We start from the raw sequence: 25816 nt of genomic DNA on the forward strand, positions 1-25816 counted from the left end.
TCTTAGGAAATCCACCAAATCACTACTGGTAAAGTCATGGCAGCACATAAGGTTTGAAAGCTAATCACGGCTGCCATCAACTGGCTATCTCCACCCAAAACTTTGGTTAAAATGTACGAAGCAGAAGCAGTCGGTAACGCAAAGAAAATGACTAAAATTTGTGTCTGTAAGCTTGGTAAACCAAACCACATGCAGACCACATAGGCTAAAGCAGGCACTGCTAAAAGTCGTGCAAAAGTGTCTGCCGCCAACACAACAATGTCTTTTTTAATTTGCATGAATTGCAAAGCTGCACCCACACATAACAGACCCAGTGGCAAACTCGATGCTGAAAAAAGCTTAATAAAGCTAGAAAAGCCTTCCCAAATCGGGATGTGAAGTGCATTGACTGCCGCCCCCACCACACACGATGCAATCAACGGGTTTTTAAGAAGCGCAATCAAAACAGGTTTAATTGCCATGTGTTCTTTAGAGGTTAAAGCAAGCACCGAAATAACGTTCACAAGTGGAATGCAAAGCGCCAATAAAATTGCCAGTATTGCCATTCCTTCACTTTTAAAAAGCGAAGTCACTAAAGCCAAACCAATATAAGTATTAAAGCGAACCATACTTTGTACGTGCACACCAAAACGTGCAGGTGGTATGTGCCAAAACAAGCGAAGTATGTACAAGAAAATGGTGACTGCCAAAACTACAATCAACATCGCAATAATGGCTGTACTCAAACTTTGTAAGTCAATTTTTGCGGTCGATAGCGTACTAAAAAGCAAAGCGGGAAATAAAATATAGTAATTGAGCTTCTCTGCCCCAGCCCAAAACTCATCGCTAAAAAAACGATATTTTTTAAACAGGTATCCCGATGCAATTAATGCAACTAAAGGAAATAGAGATAAAACAATGCTATTCATTTCTTTACTCGAGTTTGATTGAGGGGCTTGCTGTTTTTTGGCAATTCCTTTGGCTTACTCATATATTAAAGATAATGAAAACTCATGATAAAATGAGTTTTTACTCATAATAAGTACAATATGACATTTACCCAGCTTGAAATTTTTGCACTCATTGCTGAACTAAAAAGCTTTACTGCTACGGCAGAAAAGCTGGGAATTTCACAATCGGCAGTTTCTCATGCGCTTAAGTCATTAGAACAACAATGGGGTATTAACCTCATTTCAAGAAACCAAAGTGATATTGAGCTGACTACAACAGGTCAGCAGTTATTGACTCATGTAAAAGAGCTATTGAGTATTTCCAATACATTAGAAAAAGAAGTGGCTGCGATACATGGTTTAAATGAAGGCACATTACATATCGGATCTTTTGGGGCTTCATCATCCATTTATCTATTGCCTGAAATTTTAGAAAGCTTTCGGCAGCTCTATCCTAAAATCGAAATTTATATTGATGAAGGTGAGGATAAAGAAGTGGCTCAGTGGTTATTGGAACGGCGTATAGAAGTCGGTTTTTTAATTATGCCAGATGAGCGTTTCGATACGTTTCCCTTAATTGAAGACCGTTTTGTTGCCCTAATTCCGAATGGTTACCCACTGGCGCAACAACTCTATATTGATCCAGCACAGCTAGAAAACTGCCCTTTTATCATGACAATGGCAGGCAGTAGACATCAGGTCGAATTAATTTTAAAAAACTTTAATGTGAAACCAGACATCAAATTTTATGTTTCACAAATTCTGAGTATTGTTAGCATGGTTCATAACCAGTTAGGGGTTTCGATTGTGTCGGATATGGTAATTACTAAAGAGTTACTCTCACTCTATCCAAATGTAGTTAAACGCCCTTTTAAACCGAACCTTAAACGTTCTATTGGACTCGCAGTGAAAAATAAAAAGCATATGAGTCCAGCTGTGAAAGCATTTATTGAAGTTGCTCAGGAAGTTTGGTCGGATCATTAGTTCAAATACAAACAACTCTTTTAAATTTTAATAACGAACTTTTTAGGTCAATTTATAAACGTATTAGATGATTTTTAACATAAAAAGCGCCATTACTGCCCTATCTTGACTAAATCAACGCACCATTTGTCGTCAAAACCCCATTATCCAATCTAAATTGGTGCGCTTATTGCATATTCACTTTTATGCAATTGAGTTTGTTTCGACAAACTTAGGTTTTTAGATTCCTTAAATCTATTTTGGTGCAATTTACAGACCCAGATTTGTTCCAAAATGGAATTTAGCACTTTTTTCGAGCATGCTATGCAAAATGTAGATCTATTTTTCTTATTACTTGGTGCTGTTTTGGTTCTTGCCATGCACGCAGGTTTTGCATTCTTGGAACTTGGTACGGTTCGCCATAAAAATCAGGTGAACGCACTGAGTAAAATTCTGACTGACTTTGCCCTCTCTGCAATCGCATATTTCTTTGTTGGTTACTATATTTCTTATGGCCAGCATTTCTTCCATGATGGTACGGTTTTATCAAGTGATCATGGCTACAACCTCATGCGTTGTTTCTTTTTACTCACTTTTGCTGCTGCAATTCCTGCCATTATTTCGGGTGGTATTGCTGAACGTGCAAAAATGCGTTCTCAAGCCATTGCAACACTCGCTTTAGTTGCGCTGGTTTATCCATTTTTCGAAGGCATGGTCTGGAATGGTAACTACGGTCTGCAAAAGTGGTTAGAAACCACCTTTGGTGCAGCTTTCCACGACTTTGCCGGTTCAGTTGTGGTGCATGCTATGGGTGGTTGGATTGCGCTTGCTGCTGTCATTTTATTGGGGGCACGTTCTGGTCGTTATAAGAAAGATGGTCGCGTAAGTGCTCACCCACCGTCTTCTATTCCATTTTTGGCACTGGGTTCATGGATTTTAATTGTAGGCTGGTTTGGCTTTAACGTGATGAGTGCTCAGCGTGTAGATGCTATTTCTGGTCTGGTTGCCATTAACTCACTCATGGCAATGGTTGGGGGAACGATTACAGCAAATGCGATTGGTAAAAATGACCCAGGTTTCTTACACAACGGTCCTCTTGCAGGCTTAGTCGCAATCTGTGCAGGGTCTGACATTGTTCATCCAATCAGCGCGCTTGTTATTGGTGGTGCAGCCGGTGCGATGTTTGTGTACCTATTTACCTACACACAAAACAAACTCAAAGTTGATGATGTGTTGGGGGTATGGCCATTACATGGTGTGTGTGGTGCATTTGGTGGTATTGCAGTGGGTCTATTTGGTCAAAAGTGGCTGGGTGGTTTAGGTGGCGTGTCTTTTGCCTCACAGCTCATTGGTACAGTACTTGCGATTGCCATTGCACTTGCTGGCGGCTTTATTGTGTACGGCTTACTTAAAGCGACCATTGGCATTCGTTTATCGCAAGAAGATGAGTTTAGAGGTGCAGATTTATCCATTCATAAGATTTCTGCAAACTCTGAAGAAGGTATGTTCTAATTCAACGATTGATAAGCAGGATCAAAATGTCCTGCTTATCATTACTTCAAAGGTTCAATAGACTTAGAAAGATTAAAAACGCTCAGCCATTCCTAGAAATAATTTAGAACTATGAATCATTAATATTATTTTTTAAATTCACTTCATTTAAAGATTAATTTTTTGTTTAGTTTAAGAACAATTTAAGTTTTATTTTATGTAATGCCTTTAACTCACAATCCTTTTGATGTTGCATGGCAATGAACCAACAAAAACAATTTTTTCAACTTCAGCTTATTTTTCTTGCCATTAGTTTTTTTATACTTTTATTTATATTTCCGGTGGGTGGAAAAATTGATATGTATTTCATCCACCCTTGGATGGACTCAACAGGTCATTTTTTTAATCGGGACAATTGGTACCTTGTAAGGGTTAACCATGAAATCGTAAAGCAAATCATCACCACCGTTTATGTCATCTTTTTAGGTCTGTGGATTGCATCATTCAAAGTAGAAAAATTGAAGCTTTATCGCTGGCAATATGGCTATATGTTTTTTGTGAGCATGATTGGTAGCGGTATAGTTGGCTTATTAAAATCACAATCTGCTCACGCTTGCCCTTGGAATATGGTTCATCCGAATGCTTTAAGTTATGTGTGGGACTTTACCTCTACACATGGTCATTGCTTTCCGGGTGGTCATGCAAGCGCAGGCTTTATTTTAATGACAGGCTATTTTGTTTATCGTCTTGAGCAACCTAAACGTGCCTATTTTTATCTTATCGCTGGCATCATCTTAGGCTTTATGATGGGTTGGGGGCAAATGATGCGTGGCGCGCATTTCCTTAGCCACAATTTATGGACAGGCTGGGTAGTTTGGGCAGTAAATATCTTATTTTACAGGATTTGTATTCACCGCTTTGAATTTGAAAAACGAATCAAACAAGAACTTGTATAAATCAAGCTCTTGTTTCATGACTATGTAGAGTTTTAGGCAGTTTAACCAGAACAGAAAGCCCGCCAAGCTCTAAGCTTCGATCTAGCGTCAAAGTTCCACCTAAACGCTGAGTCGCTCTGTCAACAATTGATAGACCTAAGCCACTACCCACTTCAAGGTGATGGTGTACCCGATAAAAACGTTTTAAAACTTTATCATAATGTTCAGGGTCAATACCTACACCGCTATCTTCAATTTGTATACACGCATCGCCATCTGTAGCAGTAAAGACTGAAATATTTATCATTCCTTCATGAGGTGTGTATTTGATTGCATTATCAATTAAATTAAAAATAATTGAGTGTACTGTGGGCTCAATACTATGCATTTCAATAGATTCGTTACGGACAAATCCTAAGTCAATATCTTTTTGCATAGCTAAATTGACGAGCTGTTCAACACAATTTAAAGCGACATCATTGAGTTGAAAAGTTTTGGTCGGTTCAATCACACTTAAAGAGACATCTTGCTTAGCCAAAGCCAAAAGCTGTGTGACCAAATGCTGAATACGTGCTAATCCTTTACTCAGATTTTGCAAAGACTCGTGCTCAGGAAGCTGACTAATTAGAATTTTAGTTTGTAAATTTAAGGCTGTGACAGGAGTTCGTAATTCATGAGCAGCATCTGCAATAAACTGTTTTTGTTCCATTTGAGCCTTAGATATACGTTCAAACAGACGGTTCATTTCATCAATAGTAGGCAATAATTCTTGAGGATAGTCTAAAGCTTCAATTGGCGTTAATTCTTCCGAATCACGATGAGTCAGTTCATTTTTAAAGTCATCTATCGGCTTTAGACCTCGGCGAATAATCGCTGCTAAAGCAAAAATCGCAAATGGCAAAATAATTAGATAGGGAATGAACATACTTCCAGCAAGCTCCCAAGCAAAAGCTTCACGAACTCGCTCTTGTTGACTGACCTGAATCTGATAATCTTTCAAAGGTAAAACGTAAGTTCTTACTACGCCTTGGCTAGTTTTATGCGAGTAAAAACCAGCTTGTGAGACAGGTGGAACCAACAGATGTAAATGATGAGATAAATGGGCCTGATCTTTATAAGCCCAAATGTCTACAAATAGATCTTCTTCATGATAAGTTTTGTGTAAATCGAACTTACTACTTACTGTTTTCAATGGATATTCAGCTGTTCGCTCTGCTAAATACTGCATTTGAGTATCTAAAATTTCATCAACTTCTTGAAGTGCAACCTTATAGGCACTAAAAATTAATATACAACCTAAGATGACACTGAAAATTGAGGTGCCCCAAATCAGTCGTTTCTTTAATGAATAATGCACTTTTATAAAGTTCCAAAATTTAAGTTACGATTGCCCTAAACGGTAACCCAGCCCTCGAATAGTTCGAATAAAGTCTTTCCCAAGTTTAGCTCTCAAGTGATGCACATATACTTCAATCGTATTACTGGTCACCTCACTATCGAAATCATATAACTTATCTTCAAGATTTGCTTTAGAAAAGATTTTATTTGGGTGACTCATTAAAGGAATAAGAATCGCCCATTCACGATTAGACAAATCGATCCGCTGACCTTTAAAGGTTGCAATATGTTGTTCAACATTTAAAACCAGATCGCCACTTTGTAATAGTTGCTCATGGTTCGCAAGCTGAGCTTCCACCCCACTACGACGCAATAGCGCATGTATACGAGCAAGTAACTCATCAAATTCGTATGGTTTGATTAAGTAATCATCTGCACCGTGGTTTAATCCATCTACACGGTTTTGTAACTGGTCTCGCGCCGAAATGATTAAAACTGGAGTGACAGCTCTTTGACGGATTTGCTTTAAGACCTGCATACCATCCATCATCGGCAAACCTAAGTCTAATAAAATGATATCAAACTTATTTTTGGCCAATTGTGCCAGACCATCCAAGCCATTATTGACCCACTCCACCTCAAATTGATGATATTGCAGCAACGTTATTGTTGACTCAGCAATCATAAAATCATCTTCAATCATCAAGATTTTTGTCATGTTCTAGGCTCGCTTTAATTCACATGGGCACAAGAGTGCAACATGTCCAGTTGAGGGTTGATGACCTGAGTTTTTACATCCAGCATACTTAACAAACTTGGGAATAAATTATCCTGACTTAACTTTTGTTTCGTTTGTTGGCCTAAACAACTCACTTGTGCAAGATTGTGCTGTTTCCAATTATCAGAGAACCACATAATCATTGGTACATGTGTTTGTTGAGTCGGTGCAATTGCATACGGTGACCCATGCAAATACATACCATGTTCGCCAGTTGATTCACCATGATCAGATAAATACCATAAACCTGTTTGATATTTCGATACTTCTTTTAAATTATTAATCATCTGACTTAATACATGGTCTGTATATACGATTGAATTATCATAGCTATTTACTAATTCGGTTGGAGAACAGCCCTGTATCGCATTAGTATCGCAAGTCGGTTTAAACTTTTGATATTCCGCAGGCGCACGCTTGTAATAAGCTGGGCCATGACTTCCGACTTGATGTAAAACAATGAGTCGTGGACGCGTGTCTTCTTTAGAAATAGTAGCTAAATACTCATTTAAGCTATCAATTAAAATATCATCGAAGCATTCGCCATCTTTACACCATTTTTGCTTTAACTTTTCTGATATTTGATATTGCTCAACACGATCACAAGCACCTTTACAACCAGAATTATTATCAATCCAAGTCACTTGGTAACCCGCACGCTTTGCAATGTCCAATAGACCTTCACGATGACTTGCTAATTGCTCATCATAGTCAACACGTGGCATGCCAGAGAACATGCATGGAACTGAAACAGCAGTTGCTGTACCACATGAGCTAACTTGAGAAAAATTCAAAATATCTTGTTTAGAAAGCTCTGGATTTGTATTTTTGGCATAACCATTGAGTGAAAAACTTTCCGCACGAGCTGTCTCTCCGACAACCAGCACCATTAATTTAGGCAGGTTCTTTTGTACTGCCTGAACTTGATGAGCATCTTCACCATAATGTATTAATGGTAAGTTCTTCTTGGGTGCCTTCTTATGATAATAAGACATTAATGAAGAAATACTATTTTGAGGAGAAATCATGCCTTTTAAATCACGATGTTCACGAAAAATCGCAGCAAAATCGACATAATAAGTAAATAGCAAAATACCGACAATTGCAAAAGAGGCGACAATTGAACCGACTTTTTTCAACAATAAATGAGATACTTTTTCTTTTTTAAGTTTTACTTGAGTAATTAAAATAATAGGTAAAACAACAAAGAAAACTGTCCAAAGTCCAAACCGTAATGAAACTAAATCAGAAACTTCAGATACATCTGTTTGTATCATATTTTGAATCTGATCTGGCGAGATGATTACACCTAACGTATTAACAAAATAAGAGCTGAAACCACCAATGAAGACCAGCAAAATTGCAAAAAATTTAGCAGTCCATTTCCAGTTTAAAATTTGTAAAAGTGCATAGTAAGCAGCAACAACAATAACCACTGTAGCAGCTAAAAATAGAATAGCCTTTACTCCAAAATATGGAGTTAAAAGATGTACTTTATTATAAAAACCAACATTTAGAATTGCACCTAACCAAATGGCTATAATGAAATTAAACATAAACAGTGAAATCTGTTTATTTTTTAATGTAGAAAAAAAATTCAGCATCTTGGGGAACTACAATCTTTTTATGATGCTTTACTGTAGAAATTGAAACTTAAAAATGACTTAAATAAAAAATGATCTAAGACAGATACTTTAAAAAAACACTTATTTTAAAAATTTTTCTAACAAAAAGACGAGGTTAGATTTAACCTCGTCTTTTTTAATTTTTAACTAAATATTGTTCTTAGAAACTATATTTAGCCATTAAACCAACACGGTTATCTTTGTAGTCATCACCAGCAAAGGTTTCACGTTTACCGTTGACATACTCAATACCTAAGTCAATTGGCTTAACTGGTGAGTAAATTACGTTCAGCCATGCTTGTTGAACTTTTTCATTACCCGCAGTATATGCTTTAGCGTAGTCTGTGCCGTCATCAGCGAATTGGGCGCCATATGCTAAAGTAGCGCGTAAGTTAGGTAAAATTTTATAAGTTCCACCCACTTGTACTGCTACAAATTCATTTTGTTCAATATTATCATTAACTAAAGTATAAGCAGAATTACTACCATATAAGTAGTTACTATTACCTACTACATAAGATGCATCAGCAAATAGTTTTAAAGGATCTGATACTTTAAAGTCGGTACCTGCAGCAACACCCCATCCTGTTTGGTCATCACCTTTACCTGATTTATAGTTTTCAACAAAAGCTCGAGCAGAAGCATTACCATTACCTGCAGCGTAACCTTGAGTAATTTTAGCTGTTAATACAGGTAGTCTGTATTTAACTGAGTCACCTGTTGCCGAACTATTACCTTCTTCTGCTGAAACAAATAACTGAGTTGCAGGAGCTAATTTATAGTTATAACGTACTTGTGGAATACGTGTTGTACCACCACCAATGTTGGTCGAGAAATCGATCATTTCTGGCGCATGGCTAGACAAGAAGTTAGACGTTGTTTGACCAAACAACCAGTTGTTATAAGTTAAGTAAGCATGACGAATACGTACGTTTTCAGATTTGTTATTGTCACTACTTGCAAAGTCTAATTCAATTTTACCGCCTACTTTTGCACCGCTTACAGGAGCAGTAAAATCTAAACCTAGACGCGTCGTTTTCGCAGTCGCACGCAATTTATCTTTTGCTTCACCAGTTGACTTACTTGCATCAGCAAAGTCACCATCCGCACCTTCAATAATATAGTTAGCGTCACCACGAACAAAACCATATAGGTTCACATCAGCACCAGCTTTAGATTTTAATGATGCTAAAGGCGAAACTGGTGCAGCAACCGGTTGTGCCTTAACTTCAGCTAACTGTACTTGCTGTTGTTGCTGTACTTGCTGCTGCTGTTGTTGCACTTGGCTTTGTTGTTGAATTAAAGCTTTTAAAGCTTCAACTTCTTTACGAAGCTGTTGAATTTCCGCTTTGTCGGAAGTCGCAGCATGTGCCCCACTCATCATTAAAGCTGTAACTGTAAGAGCTAAACTTTTAATAACGAAAGATTTACGATTAAGGAATAGATCCATCAAAAACTCCAAAAATATATTTTATGTTGCCTATCCATGCCAAGTTGATTTACGCCATTAAATTAGGGGGCTAAAAAATCAACTCTCCTCCACTTTGGTTACATTAATTTTATTACCGCAACCAAAACCAATTTCAACGTTATGCAAGACCAAAACCAATAACCAAAGATATATAAAACATACTTTGACTTACAGATTTTTACCTTAACTTCATGTTGTAACGAATCCTACACAACTCTCTTATCTTATAGAATGATTAAATCGTTATTTCATTATTCTTTTTTAGACTTTAGGCTAATATCCAATCTACTTGAACATTTTTCTACCCATTTTGATTGATTCACATGATTTTTCTTGTTAACGAAATCCATTTTTACTCCAGTTAGCTTCCATTTGCTACCCAAACAAGATGGCATAATTAATAGAGCATTTAAATAGCTAAAAACATACATTTTTAAAAACATAGACAAAGGTATTAGATAAAGCTTAGATCACCGCTTAAGCAATATTAACTTTCTTTATTTCATTTAGTTAACATTATTTTTCCTGTACTTTTGCATGTTTCCACAGGTAAATAGGCAGTAAAGTAACAATGCCAATAATGACAATAGCTATCAAATAATGGAAATAACCAAGTGCATCTCCAAGCACACCACTAAAACTATAAAGGACACCACTCACAGTCGCCATGACCGAAACCTGAAAGGTAAAATCTGTACCCGCATATTCCTTTCGACTGTAGTGCATGACTAAGGTCAACATAACAACCAACAACATTGCAGAGAATGCATCCTCTAAAGCATTTACGGCATAAACTCCCCAAACATTGAGTTGAATTTTCTGTTCGTAGGCATAAGCTAAATAGGTATAAGCCGCTAAGCTCATAATTTTAAATACTGAAAAAACAATTAAGGCTGTAGGTCTAGAGAAGTATTTAAGCATCCAACCTGCAATTGCGGCCCCTGCCAATGCCGCTACCGCACCAAGCATCGTGATATAAACGCCAATTTGAGTAAAACTTAGCCCCATATCAACCATTAAAGGTTTAAGTAGTAGTCCAGCTAAACCATCTGCTACTTTAAAAGTAATAAGTACAACCAACCAAGAACGAAGCTCTTTATTTTGAGAGAAATAACTCAAGTAGGCCTTAATCTTTATGACTAAGTTTTGTTGGTTAAGTTGAGGTTCATTATTTGAATGAGAAGTGTGTTTAGGTTCTTTAAATAATAAAACAGGTAAAGTGTTTAAAAATACCAAAGCCGCTAATAACAGAAAAGTAGGTTGCCATGTCAACCAGTCTAAACACCAAAGTACGGCGCCTCCCCCGACAATAAAACCCAGTCGGGAACCAATCACCTGAAATGTATTTCCCCAATGTTGCTGGTCATGCTGCAATAAATTGACCGCCAAAGCATCGGTTGCAATATCTTGTGTTGCTCCTGTTAAGTTCATTAAAAGAAGCGAAATAAAAAAGGCAAATAGATAAATAGGCTGATCTAAAGCTTGAATGGGGAAAAAAGACAAAATGCAAATTACGACCACAGTCAAAAACTGAGTAGGTAAAATCCAGCTGCGGTAGTGCCCTAAACGTGAAAGCGCATGTCGATCAACCCACGGCGCCCAAAATATCTTGATTGACCAAGGCAACATGAGTAAGCCAAAACCACCAATATGGGCGAGTGACACGCCTTGCGCCCTTAAAATAACGGGTAAGGCATGGGTCATAAACCCGACAGGCAACCCTTGTGCCCAATATAAGGAAAATAGCAGAAGATACAGGTTTTGCTGCCGCCACATAGATACCTACTTTTTATTTCTTTAATGAGGAATAACATCAAATGTCATGTTGTTCTTACATTTTGCCAATGAAGCATATATTTCAAAAGATTAAGATTAAACAAGGACAAGTTAAAATTTAAAAAATATGGATCAACATTTCCCTAATTTACCCCATTTGGTACCTCAACGCGGCACTGCGTTAAGCCGAGCACTATTTAAAAAACTTTTTTTAGCGCAAGGTTGGACCATTGAAGGCGAAATTCCTAATTATCCAAAAGCAGTTGCGATTATTTCACCACATACGTCTAACATTGATGGGTGGTATGGTTTTCTTGCTATTTTCGGATTAGGTATCCAGATTACGGTTTTAGGTAAAGATGCTCTTTTTAAACCACCTTTTAAACGGGCGTTAGATTGGGCTGGTGTTATTCCAGTTAAACGTGACACAGCCAATGGACTAACTGAACAAGTCGTCGCCACGATTCAAAAATATGACAAGATCTGGATTGGGATGGCGCCCGAAGGCACACGTAAAAAAGCAAAAAAAATGAAAAGTGGTTTTTACCATATTGCCGCAAAAGCCAATATTCCAATTGTGATGTTTTCTTTTGATTATGACCATAAAATGATTCACTGCTTAGGTCACTTAGACCCAAGTGGAAACTATGATGAAGATCTACAAAAGATTTTTGACCGCTATGAAGGAAAAATTTCACCCAAAAATCGAAATTGGCTTGCTGAACCTTTACAAAATCTAGTGAAAAAAACCTAGCAAAAATTGAGCGAATCTGGTCTTATGGCCCTTCTTAATTTATCTCGACATAGATTATTTTTAAAGATGAAAATTGCTCAATTTGCCAGTATTGGATTTATCTCTCTAGCACTATTTGGCTGTGATAAATTTAGCAAAACACCAACGCCGACTACCTCAATTAAAGCCCGTGAACCTGTCATTGCGCTTGCTTTAGGTGGCGGTGGAGCAAAAGGATTTTCACATATTGGTGTGATCAAGGTTTTAGAGTCTCATGGAATTAAACCTAAAATTGTAACGGGTACCAGCGCTGGTAGCTTTGTTGGAAGTATCTACGCGAGTGGGCAAACACCTTATCAATTGCAAAGTCTGGCTCTGAAATTACAAGAATCTGATATCCGTGATTTAACCCTTAATCGTCAAGGCATTATTCTCGGACAAAAGTTACAAGACTACGTGAATCGTAATGTTGGCAATAAACCAATTGAGAAGTTCCCAATCCGCTTTGCGGCTGTGGCAACTCGTCTTGATAATGGTCAAAAGGCAGACTTTATTAAAGGTAATGCTGGTCAAGCTGTACGTGCCTCTTGCAGTATTCCTAATGTGTTCGTGCCTGCCACAATCGGCAATCAAAAATACGTAGATGGCGGCCTAGTCAGCCCAATTCCTGTAAAAACAGCTCGTGATATGGGTGCAGATATTGTGATTGCAGTTGATATCTCCGCGCGTCCAGTAGGTAATCGCCCAGCCAATATGTGGGGATTGCTTGATCAGACGATTAATATCATGGGCCAACAAAGTATTAATGAAGAACTCAAGCAAGCGAATGTGGTAATTAAACCTAAAGTTGGTCATTTAGGTACACTAGACTTGAAATCCAGTAATGAAGCAATTTTAGAAGGTGAAAAAGCTGCCCAAGCTCAAATGCGTCAAATTGAAGGTGCAATTGCAAACTTCAAAAAATCTCCAGCAGCATTTAAGCCCGCGCCACGCTCTAAATTCTAATTGAAGTGGTTTTTTTCTATCCACATTTCCTATCATCTGCTACAGTGGTAAAAGTGATATTGAGTCACTTTTACTCACATAAATATATATAAAAGAGCAGATCTATGGAGTTTGTTGTACAACCTTGGCACTGGTTTGTATTGGGTATCTTACTTATTCTTTCTGAACTGATTCTACCTGCCTTTGCCGCACTCTGGTTTGGTATTGCCGCCATTATGGTGTGCATTCTCTATTGGTTATTTCCAGATATTAGCCTCACAACGCAAATTGTGTTGTGGATTGTATTATCAGTGCTATGCACCATTCTTTGGTTCAAGTTTATTAAACCCTTATCAATTGATAAAACGAAAGCGGGCCTCCCCCGTGAAGCAACAATTGGTCAAGTTGGAATGGTTGTTCAAACTGGTCTAGACCATGATCAAATTATTGTTCGCTTTCCAATGCCTATTTTAGGGGCCGATGAGTGGAATTGTCGGAGCACCACTCCTGTTAAAGTGGGCGATCGTGTCAGAGTTATTGACATTTCGGGTAACGACTTAATTGTTCAAACCCATGGTACTTCATAAACATTAAAGATAAAGAGAGGGTATTTTCATGCCAGTCGGTACTATTATTGTTTTAGCCTTTTTGGCTTTTGTAGGTGTTACCATTTTTAAAGGGGTTCGTATTGTTCCTCAGGGCTACAAATGGATTGTCCAACGTTTAGGTAAATATCACACGACCCTTAATCCGGGACTTAATTTTGTGATTCCCTATATCGATGAAGTGGCTTATAAAATTACCACGAAAGATATTGTGCTAGATATCCCGTCGCAAGAAGTGATTACACGTGACAATGCTGTATTGCTCATGAATGCTGTAGCCTATATTAATTTAACCACACCAGAAAAAGCAGTTTATGGTATTGAGAACTATACATGGGCGATTCAGAACCTTGTACAAACCTCATTACGTTCTATTGTCGGTGAAATGGATCTAGATGATGCATTGTCTTCACGAGATCACATTAAGGCTAAGTTAAAAGCTGCTATTTCTGACGATATTTCAGATTGGGGCATTACCTTAAAAACTGTTGAGATTCAGGACATTCAACCGTCTCATACCATGCAAGCTGCCATGGAAGAGCAAGCTGCCGCAGAACGTCAACGTCGTGCTGCTGTTACTAAAGCCGATGGTGAAAAACAGGCTGCTATTTTAAGTGCAGAAGGTCGTTTAGAAGCTTCTCGCCGTGATGCAGAAGCTCAAGTCGTATTAGCTGAAGCCTCTCAACGTGCAATTGAAATGGTGACCAGTGCAGTTGGCGATAAAGAGATTCCTGTGGCATATCTGTTGGGTGAACAATATGTAAAAGCAATGCAGGATATGGCGAAATCTAATAATGCTAAAACTGTGGTTTTACCTGCGGATGTTTTAAATACAATTCGCGGTATTATGGGAAAGCATAATTAATTCAATTACTTCAATTAAGTAATTAAAATCAAAACGGTGACCATCATGTCGCCGTTTTTTATATTATTGGTTTTTTAATCTTTTCTGATCTTTCAAAGGTAATTTCTTTACGACCAAATCATAAGAATCATGAATTAAGTCTTGAAGTAAATCGCTTGTTAAGTTCTTATGCGGTGTAATCGAAATCCAGTGCTTTTTATTCATGTGATAGCCCGGAATAATAAATGAATAGAGTTCCTGATATTCCTGACTTTTATACGGATCACACTTCACATTAATCATTTTGACGCCTGCAACTTCTGTCGTCAGCATGAACATTTTCTCTAAAATTTTAAAAACTTCATAGTCAGGCCCAAAAGGATGAGTCTGTTGACTAAAGGGAAGATTACGTGCAATTTCAATAGCTTTTTGATGGAGTTGTTCACCATTCATTTTTTTCTCCTTTATTCATTTCGCATGAATAGAAGTTATGAATATTGATTTAATATTATTAGTTCGTACGCGCCAAAAGAAATTGTGAGATATCCACTAATTCTTTTGCATTATCACCAAAATGAGCTAAGGCCTCAAAAGCTTGATCGTGCAATTCTTTGGCATAAATCTGTGCTTGTTCGAGACCCATTAAGGCTGGGTAAGTCGATTTTTGCACTTGCTCATCCTTACCAGCAGTTTTACCCAAAGCTTCGGTACTCGAAGTAATATCGAGAATATCGTCTAACACTTGAAAAGCTAATCCAATCGTCTGCCCATATTGGCGCAATTTTGGAATTGCTTGATCCGTTCCAGAAAAGATGGTGGCTGCACCCATCATAATTGCGGCCTGAATGAGCGCACCAGTTTTATTGCGGTGGATATTTTCAAGTTCGTCTTGAGCAATTTGCTTGCCTTCAGCTTGTAAATCTAACACCTGTCCACAAACCATTTTAGAGCTAGCTGTAGCCAAAATTTGGACTTGCTTTAATACAATTGCGGCATCTGTACCCTGCCCTTGTTCATCAAACAAACGACTACCTAAAACCTCAAAAGCCATCGATTGTAAAATGTCGCCTGCAAGCAAAGCAGTATCTTCACCAAACGCAACATGACAAGTCGGCTGACCACGACGCAGTAAATCATTGTCCATACAAGGCAAATCATCGTGCGCTAGTGAGTAACAATGAATGAGTTCGACTGCAACCGCAGCACGACGAGCGGCCGCAAAATTTGGATTTGGCTGTAAAGAAGCAGTGGCATAACATAAAGCCGGACGCACACGTTTTCCACCAAGCATAACTGCATGGTGTACTGCACTTTTTAAAGGCTCTGGAATTGAGAACGCGGCCAATGTCGTCAATAAATCTTGTTGAATACGTTGTTGAGCTTGTTTTAAAACATCCGCATTAACTTGAGAGAGTGATGACACAGTCGCCTCGATAAAATCAGTAGAGAAATTTTATTGAATGTAATGAAGCATTCATGTGCTACATCATACACGATTCACTGTGAAAAGTGGGTGCTGAGTTTTTAAAGGCAGGTGTAAAAAAGCCTCTACATATTGAGAGGCTTTTTATTTAGATGAGGTTTAGAAACTGTCACCCGGAACGCGCACCCAACCTTCCATTAACACACGTGCACTACGACTCATAATGGCTTTTTTAACCGCCCATTGATCATTAACAAGTTCAGCTTGAGCACCAACACGTAATGTTCCAGATGGATGCCCAAAACGTACCGCTTCACGTTCGCCACCACCAGCCGCTAAATTCACCAATGTACCTGGAATGGCAGCAGCAGTGCCAATCGCAACTGCTGCTGTTCCCATCATGGCATGGTGCAATTTACCCATCGACAAAGCACGAACAAGTAAATCAACATCACTCTCTGAAACTGGCTTACCACTCGAAGCGGTATAGTTTTTCGGTTTAGAAACAAATGCAATTTTTGGTGTGTGCTGACGTGCAGCTGCTTCTGAAATATCTTTAATTAAACCCATTTGTACAGCACCATATGCACGAATTTTTTCAAAACGTGCCAGTGCAGCTGCATCACTATTAATATGATCTTGTAATTCAGTGCCTTGGTAACCCAAATCTTCTGCATTTAAGAAAATGGTTGGAATACCAGCGTTAATAAATGTCGCTTGGAAACAACCAATATCAGGAACGTCTAATTGGTCAACCACGTTTCCTGTCGGGAACATATCCCCGCCTTCTTCCCCATCATCGGCTGGATCTAAAAACTCAATTTGAACTTCAGCGGCCGGAAATGTCACACCATCAAGTTCAAAATCACCAGTTTCTTGAACTTGACCATTGGTGATAGGCACATGAGCAATAATGGTTTTTTGAATATTTTTTTGCCAGATTCGAACAGTACAAAGGCCATTTTCAGGAATACGGTCTGCATCAACCAAACCATTTGAAATAGCAAAAGAGCCAACCGCAGCAGTTAAGTTTCCGCAGTTACCACTCCAGTCTACAAAAGGCTGATCTATTGAAACCTGACCAAATAAATAATCTACATCATGATCTGGCTGAGTACTTTTAGCGAGAATAACAGTTTTGCTGGTACTAGAAGTGGCTCCCCCCATCCCATCAATTTGTTTTCCATAAGGGTCTGGACTACCAATTACACGGAGTAAGAGTTGATCTCGTGCTTGTCCTGCAACTTGGGCTTTTTCCGGCAAATCATCAAGCTTAAAAAATACACCTTTACTGGTTCCACCACGCATATAAGTTGCTGGAATTTTAATTTGCGGTACTGAGCTCATATCAACTGTTATCCTTACTATTATGTTCTTCTATATCAAAACAAGCATTCTTGTTTACCCTTCTCTTCATCTTAAATTGTTTTAAGTTCAAGAGATAGCACTCTGCTTTTATACATCAATCGTATTGACGCGAGCATATTTTGAGAATTTAACAATATGCTTGCAATGACTTAATCTAAGCAAAATCTAAGAAAAAAAGTCTATATGAAATTATATTTTTTAGAACACTTTTCACCCGATATTGAAATATTAAATACAAATTATTGATTTTAAATATTTTTTAAGAGTACTTTTCAGTCACTCGTTATTAATTTGTAGGCTAGGCTAAAATAACTCCATCTATTAGAATAATTTACTTATTCATTGTGAGTGAAGACCTTTGACCAACGAATCTTCTACACTGCAACGAGGACTAAAAAATCGACACATCCAATTAATTGCTATGGGTGGAGCAATTGGTACCGGATTATTTTTAGGCTCGGCGCAAGTGATTCAATCTGCGGGACCATCCATTATTTTAGGATATGCCATTGGCGGCTTAATTGCGTTTTTGATTATGCGTCACTTGGGAGAAATGATTGTTGAAGAACCTGTTGCAGGATCGTTCAGCCATTTTGCTTATAAATATTGGGGGAAATTTCCTGGATTTTTAGCTGGATGGAATTATTGGATACTCTATGTTCTGGTTGCGATGAGTGAACTCACCGCTGTGGCCAAATATATTAATTATTGGTGGCCCCACATACCAGCATGGACTTCTGTCTTATTTTTCTTTGTCGTAATCACGGCAGTTAACTTAACCAACGTTAAATTTTATGGTGAATCTGAATTCTGGCTCGCCATTATTAAAGTAACTGCGGTTATCTCGATGATTGTATTTGGCCTTTATTTGCTATTTACAGCAGATGTAGGTTCAAGCATTTCATTTAGTAACCTATGGACACATGGTGGCTTTTTTCCAAATGGCTTTAGTGGCCTGTTCTATATGTTAGCTTTCTTAATGTTCGCCTTTGGCGGTATTGAGCTAATTGGTATGGCAGCGGCTGAAGCAAAAGATCCGAAAAAAACCATTCCAAAAGCAATTAACCAAGTCGTTTTCCGTATCTTAATTTTCTATATCGGTTCATTGACAATTTTGCTTTCATTAGTGCCATGGAACCAGTTAGATCTTGGTGGTCTCGACAAAAGCCCATTCGTCATGATTTTTAGCCAAATGGGAATTGGTTGGGCTGCACATCTTCTTAACTTTATTATTTTAACTGCTGCTTTATCTGTTTATAACAGTGGTATGTTCGCAAACAGCCGTATGTTATACGGTCTAGCTCAACAAGGTAACGCTCCAAAAGTTTTCAAAAAAGTAAACAAACAAGGCGTACCTGTTCCAGCCGTATTACTTTCTGCATTGTTAATTTTTGGTTGTGTACTGTTGAACTACTTTGTACCCGAAAATGCATTAAGCCACTTAATGTATATCGTCGTTGGTGCATTAGTATTGAACTGGGCAATGATTAGTTTGACTCACCTCAAATTTAGATCAGCAATGAAAGCAAAAGGTGAAAAAACTCACTTCCCTGCACTTTGGGCACCATTTAGTAACTATTTGGTTTTAGGCTTTATTGCAGTTGTTCTCTACATTATGTGGAGCCAAGGTTTCAAAGAGTCAGTGATGATGATTCCAATCTGGATCGTTCTCATGTTTGTACTATTTAAATTATTGAATTCTAAAAAACAATAATCTATATTTCATACTTAAATACAAAAAAGCCTCTGTTTCGACAGGGGCTTTTTTATTCATAATCAGAAAATTATGCGCTGTAAAAATTAAAATTTCATCGAGAATAAAATTAGAAGTTATGCATATTTATACTGACGCGAACAGTAAGCTCGTTCAATTTCTGGTGAACGTAATTGCTGATGCTTAGTTTTACGCCCAGCCATACGTTTGCGCCAGAGTTTAAAACTGTTGGTTTTCAGGTTGTATCTCATCAAACGAATAACTTCACTTTCACTTAAGCCATACTCTCGCTCAATTGCTTCAAATGGAGTGCGATCTTCCCATGCCATTTCAATAATTCTAGATAAGTCCTGTTCATCAATTTTTTTCATGTTATGCCCTTTTGAATTATACGATAGCCAAATCTGATTTTTAACAAACAACTCTCTGGTAATAACGCTATCTACCCGATTGCTTGCCTTAAACCTTTTTCGTGTTTTGCTTTAGATCATAGAAAGATAAACATGAATTTTTTGTGATTTTTTAACTTTATAAGCTGTAATTTTCTACACGGCATAAGTGGTTGTGAAACCATTGAGTGGCTCAACTTTATCTTTATTACCCACTATGGCAAAAGTTTTAATACTTAAAACATGAAAAAGCCATTGCTTTAACAATAGCTTTTTCGTTTATAATCATTAAATTATGCGCCCTTAGCTTAACTGGATAGAGCAGTTGCCTCCTAAGCGACCGACGTGGGTTCAAGTCCCGCAGGGCGTACTATAATCTAGCAAATAGATATACTAGTAATGATTATAGAAAAGGGTCAATTAAAGTATACACATAGAACGAAGAGCTAAAAATAATTACACACCATCTCCTATAAACCTCTCCTGTACTACTATTAACATCTATAGCAAATACAAAGGTAAAAGTTCCATTAAACCAAGCATATAAGCAAAAAAATGTTGATAAAAAAATACTTAAAATAGAAGATATAGATAAAACTTCGTTGATATATTGCAAAAATAATCCAAAAGCAGAAATTAATGTATATACTAAAAATATTAGAAATTTATATCTTGTATATATTAGAAGATAAGTCTCTTTCACTTCCTACCTCTTATCCTTTTTATTAGATTATTTTTGTAGAAAAAGATAATAGATAAGGAGTATCAATTATATTTTCTATAAATTTTTCAATATTCCTTAAATTTACTTTTGGCAACACAACCATATTTTCATAAAAAAATATTGATTTGAATTTAAGTCATCCTCTATTGTTTGATTTAATCTAATTGGATCATAAAAATTGAAAGTATATATTTTATCAAATATCTTAATATCCACTTCAAAACATCCTTTCGACTCAATCTCCCAAGCATATTCAGAAAAATCATCGGACAAATTTAGAATATAATTTTCCATATAATCTCATCAATCATAAATATTTAATATTAGAACATAATTCAATGTACTTTTTTTAATTTTAAAAATTCTAAATTAAAACAATATCTATCCTATATCAGATAAATCACATGATTAAAAAAATTAATACATAAAACTTATTCAATTTTATTTATTCATCCCTTTATTTATACTATTTAATTTTAGAAATAAATATTATTTCAACACAAAAATAAAAAATGGATACTGATTATTAAATTAAAAATCAGTATCCACTAAAAAACCTAATACAATTATTTACCTAACAATGGATTAAGCATCATATAAAAATGAAAAAATGTACTTGAAAAAATTATCATCCACCTTGCAATAACTTCTCCATTACTACTTGATTCTGTAATGGGAAAAGTTTCAGCAAATAATCCATTACACCAAGTAGAGATACAAACATAACAACTTAAAAAACTAGCAAAAAAGTATCCATAATCAATTAATCCCATCTTAACTTGCATAAAAATACTTAATAAAGTTAAAAATAAAATTAAAAAAACTATCTTTTTTTTATGCCTTTTAAGCAGATAAAAGTAGATTCTTTTTAGCTCCATTAGCGAACCTCTTAACCTTAACATCTAAATGGTGGTTTAATATTTTTACAAGTTTCATTATAAGAAGCAGGGAGGCCTCCCACATAATACCCTACAGCTGCACCACTAATCTGACTAGATACCTTTCCTCCTCCTAACTTTATAATTGTTTTACTAGTTTGAGAACCAGCAATACGCCCTCCAGCAAGAGCCAACATTTTCTGGCCATTGGTAAGTTCTGTATCAGCAACTATACCTGCTCCACCAATATATTCGCCTGCAGCAAATAAAAAAGGTGCTGCAGGAGTACACGCAAATAAACAGACTGCTCCCGCACCAGTAGCGAAATCTCCCCAAAATTGTAAAGAATCTGCAGCATTTTGCCTAGAATACTGCCCTTTAACATTTCCTATCCATTTAGCATCATCTTTTGCAACCATTGCAGACAATGAGTCATTATAAGTAAAGAAATCATTACGACCTGTTCCCGTATAAACAGGCCTAATATTTTGAGCGGAAAAATTCATGATAGATTCTTGCTGTCTTAACATCCATTCCAAGTTACTACTATTATTTACATATGCCATTGACATTCCTGCATCTGACAACATATCTAAACGTAATCCACTTGGATCAATATTCATCACTGGATTACTACCCGCATATGCATACGGATTTAAACCACCTTCTAACCCAATTGGGTCCGGTTCCATATAACGGCCAAGTTCTGGGTTATAGAAACGGTTGTGGTTATAGAACTGATTAGTGCCCACATCATAATATTGACCAGGGAAACGTAGGTTAAATGTGATTGATCCTGTCGGGTTACCCACACCAAATGCTGTCGAATCCCAACTCCATACTACGGCATGAGTCACACCATCAACTAAACGCCTTGGAGTGTTTTGAGCATCTGTAACGATGTAATAGATCTTGGTGGCCGCACCACTACCATAAATCGCTGCTACTGGTTTGTCACCCATCCATACATATTCTACAAGTGCTCCAGTTTTGTCATATTCTCCAATTAAATGACTTTGTTCATCGTAGATGTATTGAGTCATTGTAGCTACAGCACCATTAACTACTTTATCTCTAAAACTACGCTCATTTTTATGGTTGTAGTTCATGAAATAATAATCTGTGCTTGCACGGTCTACTTTACGACGACCTGCATAATCATAAGTCGGTAAATAAGTACCATAGCTTAGCTCACTGTTAGCAGTATGACTGAAAGTCTGCGCAACGCCTCCTTTTGTAAAACTCGCTAACTTATTTGTGTTAGCTGTATAGGTATAGGCAGCACTTGCAGCAGGCTGCATGTGTTGTCCCGTAGCATTTAAAGTTAAACGATTGCCATTTTTGTCATAGGTATAGCTAATACTATAAGTCGCTGCTGTACCTGTTGTACGGGTTTCACTAAGTAAACGGTCTACAGCATCATAGGTATAAGCATCTTTAGTTCCATTATTACGAGTAACGAGAGTAATACGCCCATCTTTATCATAAGCATAAGTTAATGAATAATTAACTGCTGATGCATTATCCTTATTCGTTAAAGCCGCTATAGAACCATCATTATTATAACTTTGAGTGTAACCCGCGTTACCTGATGCTCCCCATTGCCAGCCTGTAACTCGGTTAGCTCCGTCATAGCTAATACTACGAACAAGCGCACTACCGTTTAAGTTAATACCCGTCAGCATTCCCGTTGTGCTATAACTATAGGTAACACTACGACCAGATGGTAAGGTCATTGAAGTGAGTTTACCGCCCGTGCTATAGCCATAATTGACATTGAGGGTATTACCAGGGGTGTTCGCATAACGGTTAAACAACTGGTTAGTGGTACCTTTTTGGGTAACTCGGTCATATGCATCGTATGTATATAACGTATCTACATCATAGCCTGTCACACCCGTTGTAACTTTATCAAGACGACCATAACGACTTTGGTCATAGGTGTAGTTATTATTTACTTGGTATTCGCTTGCTGTAGTCCCACTATTTGCAGCACACACAAATGCCTTATAACGGCCTAATTCATCTAGAGTGTTATAATTACATTTACGTGGGCCATGTAAACGCTGAATTAACTGATCTGCTTCATTATAAGTGTAAGCTTTGGTTCCATAGTCAGTATTCACTTCTTGAGTTAATACATTACCGTTACGATAACTAAATGGGTTACTTCCTGCATTTAAAGCATCTTTTGAAAGCACGATATTATCGTTAACATCATAACCTTTTGTATCGATGTTACCTGAGCCATCCGTATGACTAGTTACACGGTTAAGTACATCATAACTCCATTTTTCAATTACACCTGCTGCAGTTGTAGTTTGAATAACATTACCATTATTTTCATAAATAAAAGTAGTGTATTGACGTGTAGCATCACTGCCCTGCTGAGTTTTACTAATTCGCCCTTTAGTATCTAAATATTGATAACTTTCTGTAGCGACTAAGCCTGTACTGGTAACGCTCTTTTCGCTCGCCACTGCTCCGATTGAATGATAAGTTTTTTGAATACGGTTACCATTTGGTAATGTTATTTGAGTTAATTGACCAGCTAGATCATATGTAAATTGCGTTAATTCAGCATCTGGAGTAGTTTCACTGATTTTTTGCTTAAGAGTATTATAAGTATAAGAAGTTGTTTGACCTGTAATCGTACCTGTCGATCCACCAACACCAGTAGTTTGGCTTTTTAATGTTCCATCAGTATTATAAATAAATTGATTTACAAGACCATTTGGATTTACGTTTCGTTCAGGCTCACCAAAAGTGTTATAACCTAAATATTGCGTTATACGTGCAATACCATTAACAGTTTGAGATTGACTAGCCAGGTTACCGTAAACATCATAACTATAAGTGATTTTATCTGCTGTACCAGAGCGTGGCCCGTCTACACTTAATAGACGCCCAAAATGTTTACTTGTTGTCGTTTCATCATAACCATACGTAGTTACTTTACTTGTACTTCCAGTCTGACTTGAAGCCTGAGTCTGGGTAACAATCTGACCTCTTGGGTTAACTACATTAGTAATAGTAAGATTAGGCGTAACAACGCTCGTTGGAGTCAAAAATAAATTAACACCATTATTATTTAATAGCCCATAAGTGTATGTCGTTTTACGGCTTAAGGTGGTGCCATCAGCATCAGTTATTCCCGTAATACGCGCTTGTGTATCATATTCATAACTCGTAGCGACATTGTTGGCATTGGTAACTTTCACTAATCGACTACGATCTGTTTTAAACTCAGCGCTACTCACAGGTGTACCATTAGATGTTAAACATGGATAACCTGATGCTGTAATAGTCAAACTATTATCTGCATTTACTGTACTTTGAATAGAACTAGTTGCTGTACTATTAGCAAGCTGCAACGTTAAATTAATTGTTTTAGCGTTATCATCATATACCGTAGTAAAGTCTTGAGCTGTTCCAGACGAAAGTGGTGTGTATGACCGTAGTGTAGTTTGTGCAGTTGAATAGCTTGTTCCATTCAACACATAATTTTGAGTTACATCCCATTGTCGCACTATTTGACCAGAAGTATTTTTTACCTGCCTTAATACTGGATAATAATAACTTGAATCTGCTGTTCTACCTTTAAAAGCAACATAGGCTTTAACTGCACCTATTTCAGTCATCTCATTCACATAACTGAAATTTCCTGCAACAGTTGAGCTTGAACTAATTAAAGCAAATACAGTGGTATCAGCTCCTGTACTTGGAACCTTATTTGCATAAGCTTTGTAATTAAAAGTCGCAACTTGCGTGCCCCCTTGAGCAGCAGTATAAGTCACTTTAGTTATTAAACGAGATTCATCAATAGTTTGCGTAGTGCCTAACGCCGTATCATGAAAAGTATGCTCAAATACTAACTTATTATTATATTGATCATTGACTTGAGTCAGGTTCATTTTACTATCATACTGTAAATTTAGAACACGACCTTGATCTTCAATTTTTGCTACTCGATACAAATCCACTGAAACCGTTGCTGTAGTTTGTATGTAAGGTGCGGTATTAGAAATAGCTATTGGATATAATCCATTACTACTCCATTCACCAGTAGTGGTTCTCAAATATCCATAAGGATCAACATAAAGATTTATTGTACTTGTATTACTCTGCTGTGGAGACATCGTATAAGAAGTATCAGTTATAGTATATTTTACTCCATTTTTTATAATAATAAGATTATTACCGGAGCGACTCAGTTGATATTCGCCTAAATCCGAATTCCAAGGTAACTGATCCATTCCATAGTTATTTAAATCCCTAAAACCATCTGCTGAATATAAGCGTGTAAAACTCCCATCTTGCTCTTTAAAGATAGTGTCAACACTTTCTCCAGGTAACCTAACGATAATTTCTTTAGCAGAGACAGTTGTTGTTACAGGAGTATTTGTTTGAAGATAATAGCTTACAGGATTAGATGTAATTTGGGTTGCTGAGAAGTTTTGATATTCTTTAGTAGTAAAACTCAAATTTTGTATAAGAACGTGAGCTTGATAATTATCAGTCCACCCGAGAGAACTTTCTTCCGGTTGAGCGAATACTTGTGCTGAGGAAAGGTTTTGACGTAAAGGTGCCTTATAATTAAGACTAAAAGGTAAAGCTCCTGTAATTAAATTTTGTCCATAACTTATATCACCCGCCATTAAATCATAACCTACAGTACATGATTGAATTCCAGGCGAACGTGAAGCAGAATAGTTTTGTGCAACAATATCTGGTGCTGCGTAGGTGAGTTGGCTTAACAAGCTCAACATCCCCCCTATACACAGCCATAGACTATGTATAAATATACTGGCTATTTTTTTCATACTTTAAAATTCCATTATTTTTTAT

19 protein-coding genes, 1 tRNA gene and 1 pseudogene are annotated in these 25816 nt (G+C 37.1%); 9 read left to right on the forward strand and 12 right to left on the reverse strand.

Going from position 1 to position 25816, the window contains the following annotated elements; translation table 11 throughout:
- Positions 1-2: 2 nt before the first annotated feature.
- The gene (locus AC07M3_RS12545; protein WP_494567442.1) at positions 3-908 is read right to left on the reverse strand and encodes an AEC family transporter; all 906 of its coding nucleotides are present in this window, start codon (positions 906-908) and stop codon (positions 3-5) included.
- Between the two features lie 120 nt (positions 909-1028).
- Between AC07M3_RS12545 and AC07M3_RS12550 the strand changes: the two genes are divergently transcribed.
- The 3 genes and pseudogenes from AC07M3_RS12550 (at position 1029) to AC07M3_RS12560 (ending at position 4339) form a co-directional block, all read left to right on the forward strand.
- Positions 1029-1913, forward strand: a complete 885-nt coding sequence (locus tag AC07M3_RS12550; RefSeq protein WP_494567443.1) for a LysR family transcriptional regulator — start codon at positions 1029-1031, stop codon at positions 1911-1913.
- A 303-nt stretch (positions 1914-2216) separates the two neighbouring features.
- A complete protein-coding gene (locus tag AC07M3_RS12555; protein WP_419297977.1) occupies positions 2217-3404 on the forward strand; it encodes an ammonium transporter in 1188 nt (395 codons plus the stop codon).
- A gap of 226 nt (positions 3405-3630) precedes the next feature.
- Positions 3631-4339: pseudogene (locus tag AC07M3_RS12560) on the forward strand (phosphatase PAP2 family protein).
- A 1-nt stretch (position 4340) separates the two neighbouring features.
- Here the strand turns inward: AC07M3_RS12560 and AC07M3_RS12565 are convergent.
- The 6 genes from AC07M3_RS12565 to AC07M3_RS12590 all read right to left on the reverse strand — a co-directional run bounded on the left by AC07M3_RS12565 (position 4341) and on the right by AC07M3_RS12590 (position 11306).
- Entirely contained in the window at positions 4341-5675 is a 1335-nt protein-coding gene (locus AC07M3_RS12565; RefSeq protein ID WP_494567444.1) for an ATP-binding protein, read from the reverse strand.
- Between the two features lie 24 nt (positions 5676-5699).
- Positions 5700-6374: a DNA-binding response regulator PmrA gene (locus tag AC07M3_RS12570; protein ID WP_045435286.1), complete on the reverse strand. Its 675-nt coding sequence runs from the start codon at positions 6372-6374 to the stop codon at positions 5700-5702.
- Positions 6375-6388: 14 nt separating this feature from the next.
- Entirely contained in the window at positions 6389-8038 is a 1650-nt protein-coding gene (locus AC07M3_RS12575) for a phosphoethanolamine transferase (protein ID WP_494567445.1), read from the reverse strand.
- Positions 8039-8219: 181 nt separating this feature from the next.
- Positions 8220-9509: a DcaP family trimeric outer membrane transporter gene (locus tag AC07M3_RS12580; protein WP_375037787.1), complete on the reverse strand. Its 1290-nt coding sequence runs from the start codon at positions 9507-9509 to the stop codon at positions 8220-8222.
- Between the two features lie 272 nt (positions 9510-9781).
- A complete protein-coding gene (locus AC07M3_RS12585; protein WP_132071766.1) occupies positions 9782-9973 on the reverse strand; it encodes a hypothetical protein in 192 nt (63 codons plus the stop codon).
- A gap of 73 nt (positions 9974-10046) precedes the next feature.
- Positions 10047-11306 (reverse strand): MFS transporter, encoded by a 1260-nt coding sequence (locus tag AC07M3_RS12590; RefSeq protein WP_494567446.1) that lies wholly within the window; start codon positions 11304-11306, stop codon positions 10047-10049.
- 127 nt (positions 11307-11433) lie between these two features.
- Between AC07M3_RS12590 and AC07M3_RS12595 the strand changes: the two genes are divergently transcribed.
- The 4 genes from AC07M3_RS12595 (at position 11434) to AC07M3_RS12610 (ending at position 14493) form a co-directional block, all read left to right on the forward strand.
- Positions 11434-12060, forward strand: a complete 627-nt coding sequence (locus AC07M3_RS12595; protein ID WP_494567447.1) for a lysophospholipid acyltransferase family protein — start codon at positions 11434-11436, stop codon at positions 12058-12060.
- Positions 12061-12126: 66 nt separating this feature from the next.
- Positions 12127-13044 carry a patatin-like phospholipase family protein gene (locus tag AC07M3_RS12600; RefSeq protein WP_205468595.1) on the forward strand — a complete coding sequence of 306 codons (918 nt, stop codon included), beginning with the start codon at positions 12127-12129 and terminating at the stop codon, positions 13042-13044.
- A 104-nt stretch (positions 13045-13148) separates the two neighbouring features.
- On the forward strand, positions 13149-13610 hold the full coding sequence (locus AC07M3_RS12605) for an NfeD family protein (RefSeq protein ID WP_494567448.1): 462 nt from the start codon (positions 13149-13151) through the stop codon (positions 13608-13610).
- A gap of 28 nt (positions 13611-13638) precedes the next feature.
- Positions 13639-14493 carry an SPFH domain-containing protein gene (locus AC07M3_RS12610; RefSeq protein ID WP_005036413.1) on the forward strand — a complete coding sequence of 285 codons (855 nt, stop codon included), beginning with the start codon at positions 13639-13641 and terminating at the stop codon, positions 14491-14493.
- Between the two features lie 63 nt (positions 14494-14556).
- On the opposite strand, the gene AC07M3_RS12615 is transcribed toward AC07M3_RS12610, so the two are convergent.
- From AC07M3_RS12615 to prpF, 3 genes are all read right to left on the reverse strand, one after another.
- On the reverse strand, positions 14557-14925 hold the full coding sequence (locus AC07M3_RS12615) for an MmcQ/YjbR family DNA-binding protein (RefSeq protein ID WP_209735108.1): 369 nt from the start codon (positions 14923-14925) through the stop codon (positions 14557-14559).
- 58 nt (positions 14926-14983) lie between these two features.
- Positions 14984-15895, reverse strand: coding sequence for a polyprenyl synthetase family protein (locus AC07M3_RS12620; protein ID WP_494567449.1), 912 nt, complete (start codon positions 15893-15895; stop codon positions 14984-14986).
- Between the two features lie 159 nt (positions 15896-16054).
- Positions 16055-17242 carry a 2-methylaconitate cis-trans isomerase PrpF gene (gene prpF / locus AC07M3_RS12625; RefSeq protein ID WP_494567450.1) on the reverse strand — a complete coding sequence of 396 codons (1188 nt, stop codon included), beginning with the start codon at positions 17240-17242 and terminating at the stop codon, positions 16055-16057.
- A 379-nt stretch (positions 17243-17621) separates the two neighbouring features.
- On the opposite strand from prpF, the gene AC07M3_RS12630 reads away from it, so the two are divergent.
- Positions 17622-18977: an amino acid permease gene (locus AC07M3_RS12630; RefSeq protein ID WP_003655361.1), complete on the forward strand. Its 1356-nt coding sequence runs from the start codon at positions 17622-17624 to the stop codon at positions 18975-18977.
- A gap of 116 nt (positions 18978-19093) precedes the next feature.
- On the opposite strand, the gene AC07M3_RS12635 is transcribed toward AC07M3_RS12630, so the two are convergent.
- A complete protein-coding gene (locus AC07M3_RS12635; RefSeq protein ID WP_003655360.1) occupies positions 19094-19348 on the reverse strand; it encodes a TIGR03643 family protein in 255 nt (84 codons plus the stop codon).
- Positions 19349-19663: 315 nt separating this feature from the next.
- Here AC07M3_RS12635 and AC07M3_RS12640 point away from each other — a divergent pair.
- Positions 19664-19736, forward strand: a tRNA-Arg gene (locus tag AC07M3_RS12640).
- Positions 19737-20985: 1249 nt separating this feature from the next.
- Here the strand turns inward: AC07M3_RS12640 and AC07M3_RS12645 are convergent.
- The gene (locus AC07M3_RS12645) at positions 20986-25791 is read right to left on the reverse strand and encodes an RHS repeat-associated core domain-containing protein (protein ID WP_494567451.1); all 4806 of its coding nucleotides are present in this window, start codon (positions 25789-25791) and stop codon (positions 20986-20988) included.
- Positions 25792-25816 lie beyond the last annotated feature (25 nt).

It is taken from the genome of Acinetobacter sp. GW821-FHT09D10 (assembly GCF_059416285.1).

What these genes read in the sequence shown, in the direction of transcription:
- AC07M3_RS12545 (WP_494567442.1), bottom strand. Translation starts at nt 908, where the DNA reads ATGAATAGCATTGTTTTATCTCTATTTCCTTTAGTTGCATTAATTGCA.
- AC07M3_RS12550 (WP_494567443.1), top strand. Translation starts at nt 1,029, where the DNA reads ATGACATTTACCCAGCTTGAAATTTTTGCACTCATTGCTGAACTAAAA.
- AC07M3_RS12555 (WP_419297977.1), top strand. Translation starts at nt 2,217, where the DNA reads ATGCAAAATGTAGATCTATTTTTCTTATTACTTGGTGCTGTTTTGGTT.
- AC07M3_RS12570 (WP_045435286.1), bottom strand. Translation starts at nt 6,374, where the DNA reads ATGACAAAAATCTTGATGATTGAAGATGATTTTATGATTGCTGAGTCA.
- AC07M3_RS12575 (WP_494567445.1), bottom strand. Translation starts at nt 8,038, where the DNA reads ATGCTGAATTTTTTTTCTACATTAAAAAATAAACAGATTTCACTGTTT.
- AC07M3_RS12580 (WP_375037787.1), bottom strand. Translation starts at nt 9,509, where the DNA reads ATGGATCTATTCCTTAATCGTAAATCTTTCGTTATTAAAAGTTTAGCT.
- AC07M3_RS12585 (WP_132071766.1), bottom strand. Translation starts at nt 9,973, where the DNA reads ATGTTTTTAAAAATGTATGTTTTTAGCTATTTAAATGCTCTATTAATT.
- AC07M3_RS12590 (WP_494567446.1), bottom strand. Translation starts at nt 11,306, where the DNA reads ATGTGGCGGCAGCAAAACCTGTATCTTCTGCTATTTTCCTTATATTGG.
- AC07M3_RS12595 (WP_494567447.1), top strand. Translation starts at nt 11,434, where the DNA reads ATGGATCAACATTTCCCTAATTTACCCCATTTGGTACCTCAACGCGGC.
- AC07M3_RS12600 (WP_205468595.1), top strand. Translation starts at nt 12,127, where the DNA reads ATGAAAATTGCTCAATTTGCCAGTATTGGATTTATCTCTCTAGCACTA.
- AC07M3_RS12605 (WP_494567448.1), top strand. Translation starts at nt 13,149, where the DNA reads ATGGAGTTTGTTGTACAACCTTGGCACTGGTTTGTATTGGGTATCTTA.
- AC07M3_RS12610 (WP_005036413.1), top strand. Translation starts at nt 13,639, where the DNA reads ATGCCAGTCGGTACTATTATTGTTTTAGCCTTTTTGGCTTTTGTAGGT.
- AC07M3_RS12615 (WP_209735108.1), bottom strand. Translation starts at nt 14,925, where the DNA reads ATGAATGGTGAACAACTCCATCAAAAAGCTATTGAAATTGCACGTAAT.
- prpF (WP_494567450.1), bottom strand. Translation starts at nt 17,242, where the DNA reads ATGAGCTCAGTACCGCAAATTAAAATTCCAGCAACTTATATGCGTGGT.
- AC07M3_RS12635 (WP_003655360.1), bottom strand. Translation starts at nt 19,348, where the DNA reads ATGAAAAAAATTGATGAACAGGACTTATCTAGAATTATTGAAATGGCA.
- AC07M3_RS12645 (WP_494567451.1), bottom strand. Translation starts at nt 25,791, where the DNA reads ATGAAAAAAATAGCCAGTATATTTATACATAGTCTATGGCTGTGTATA.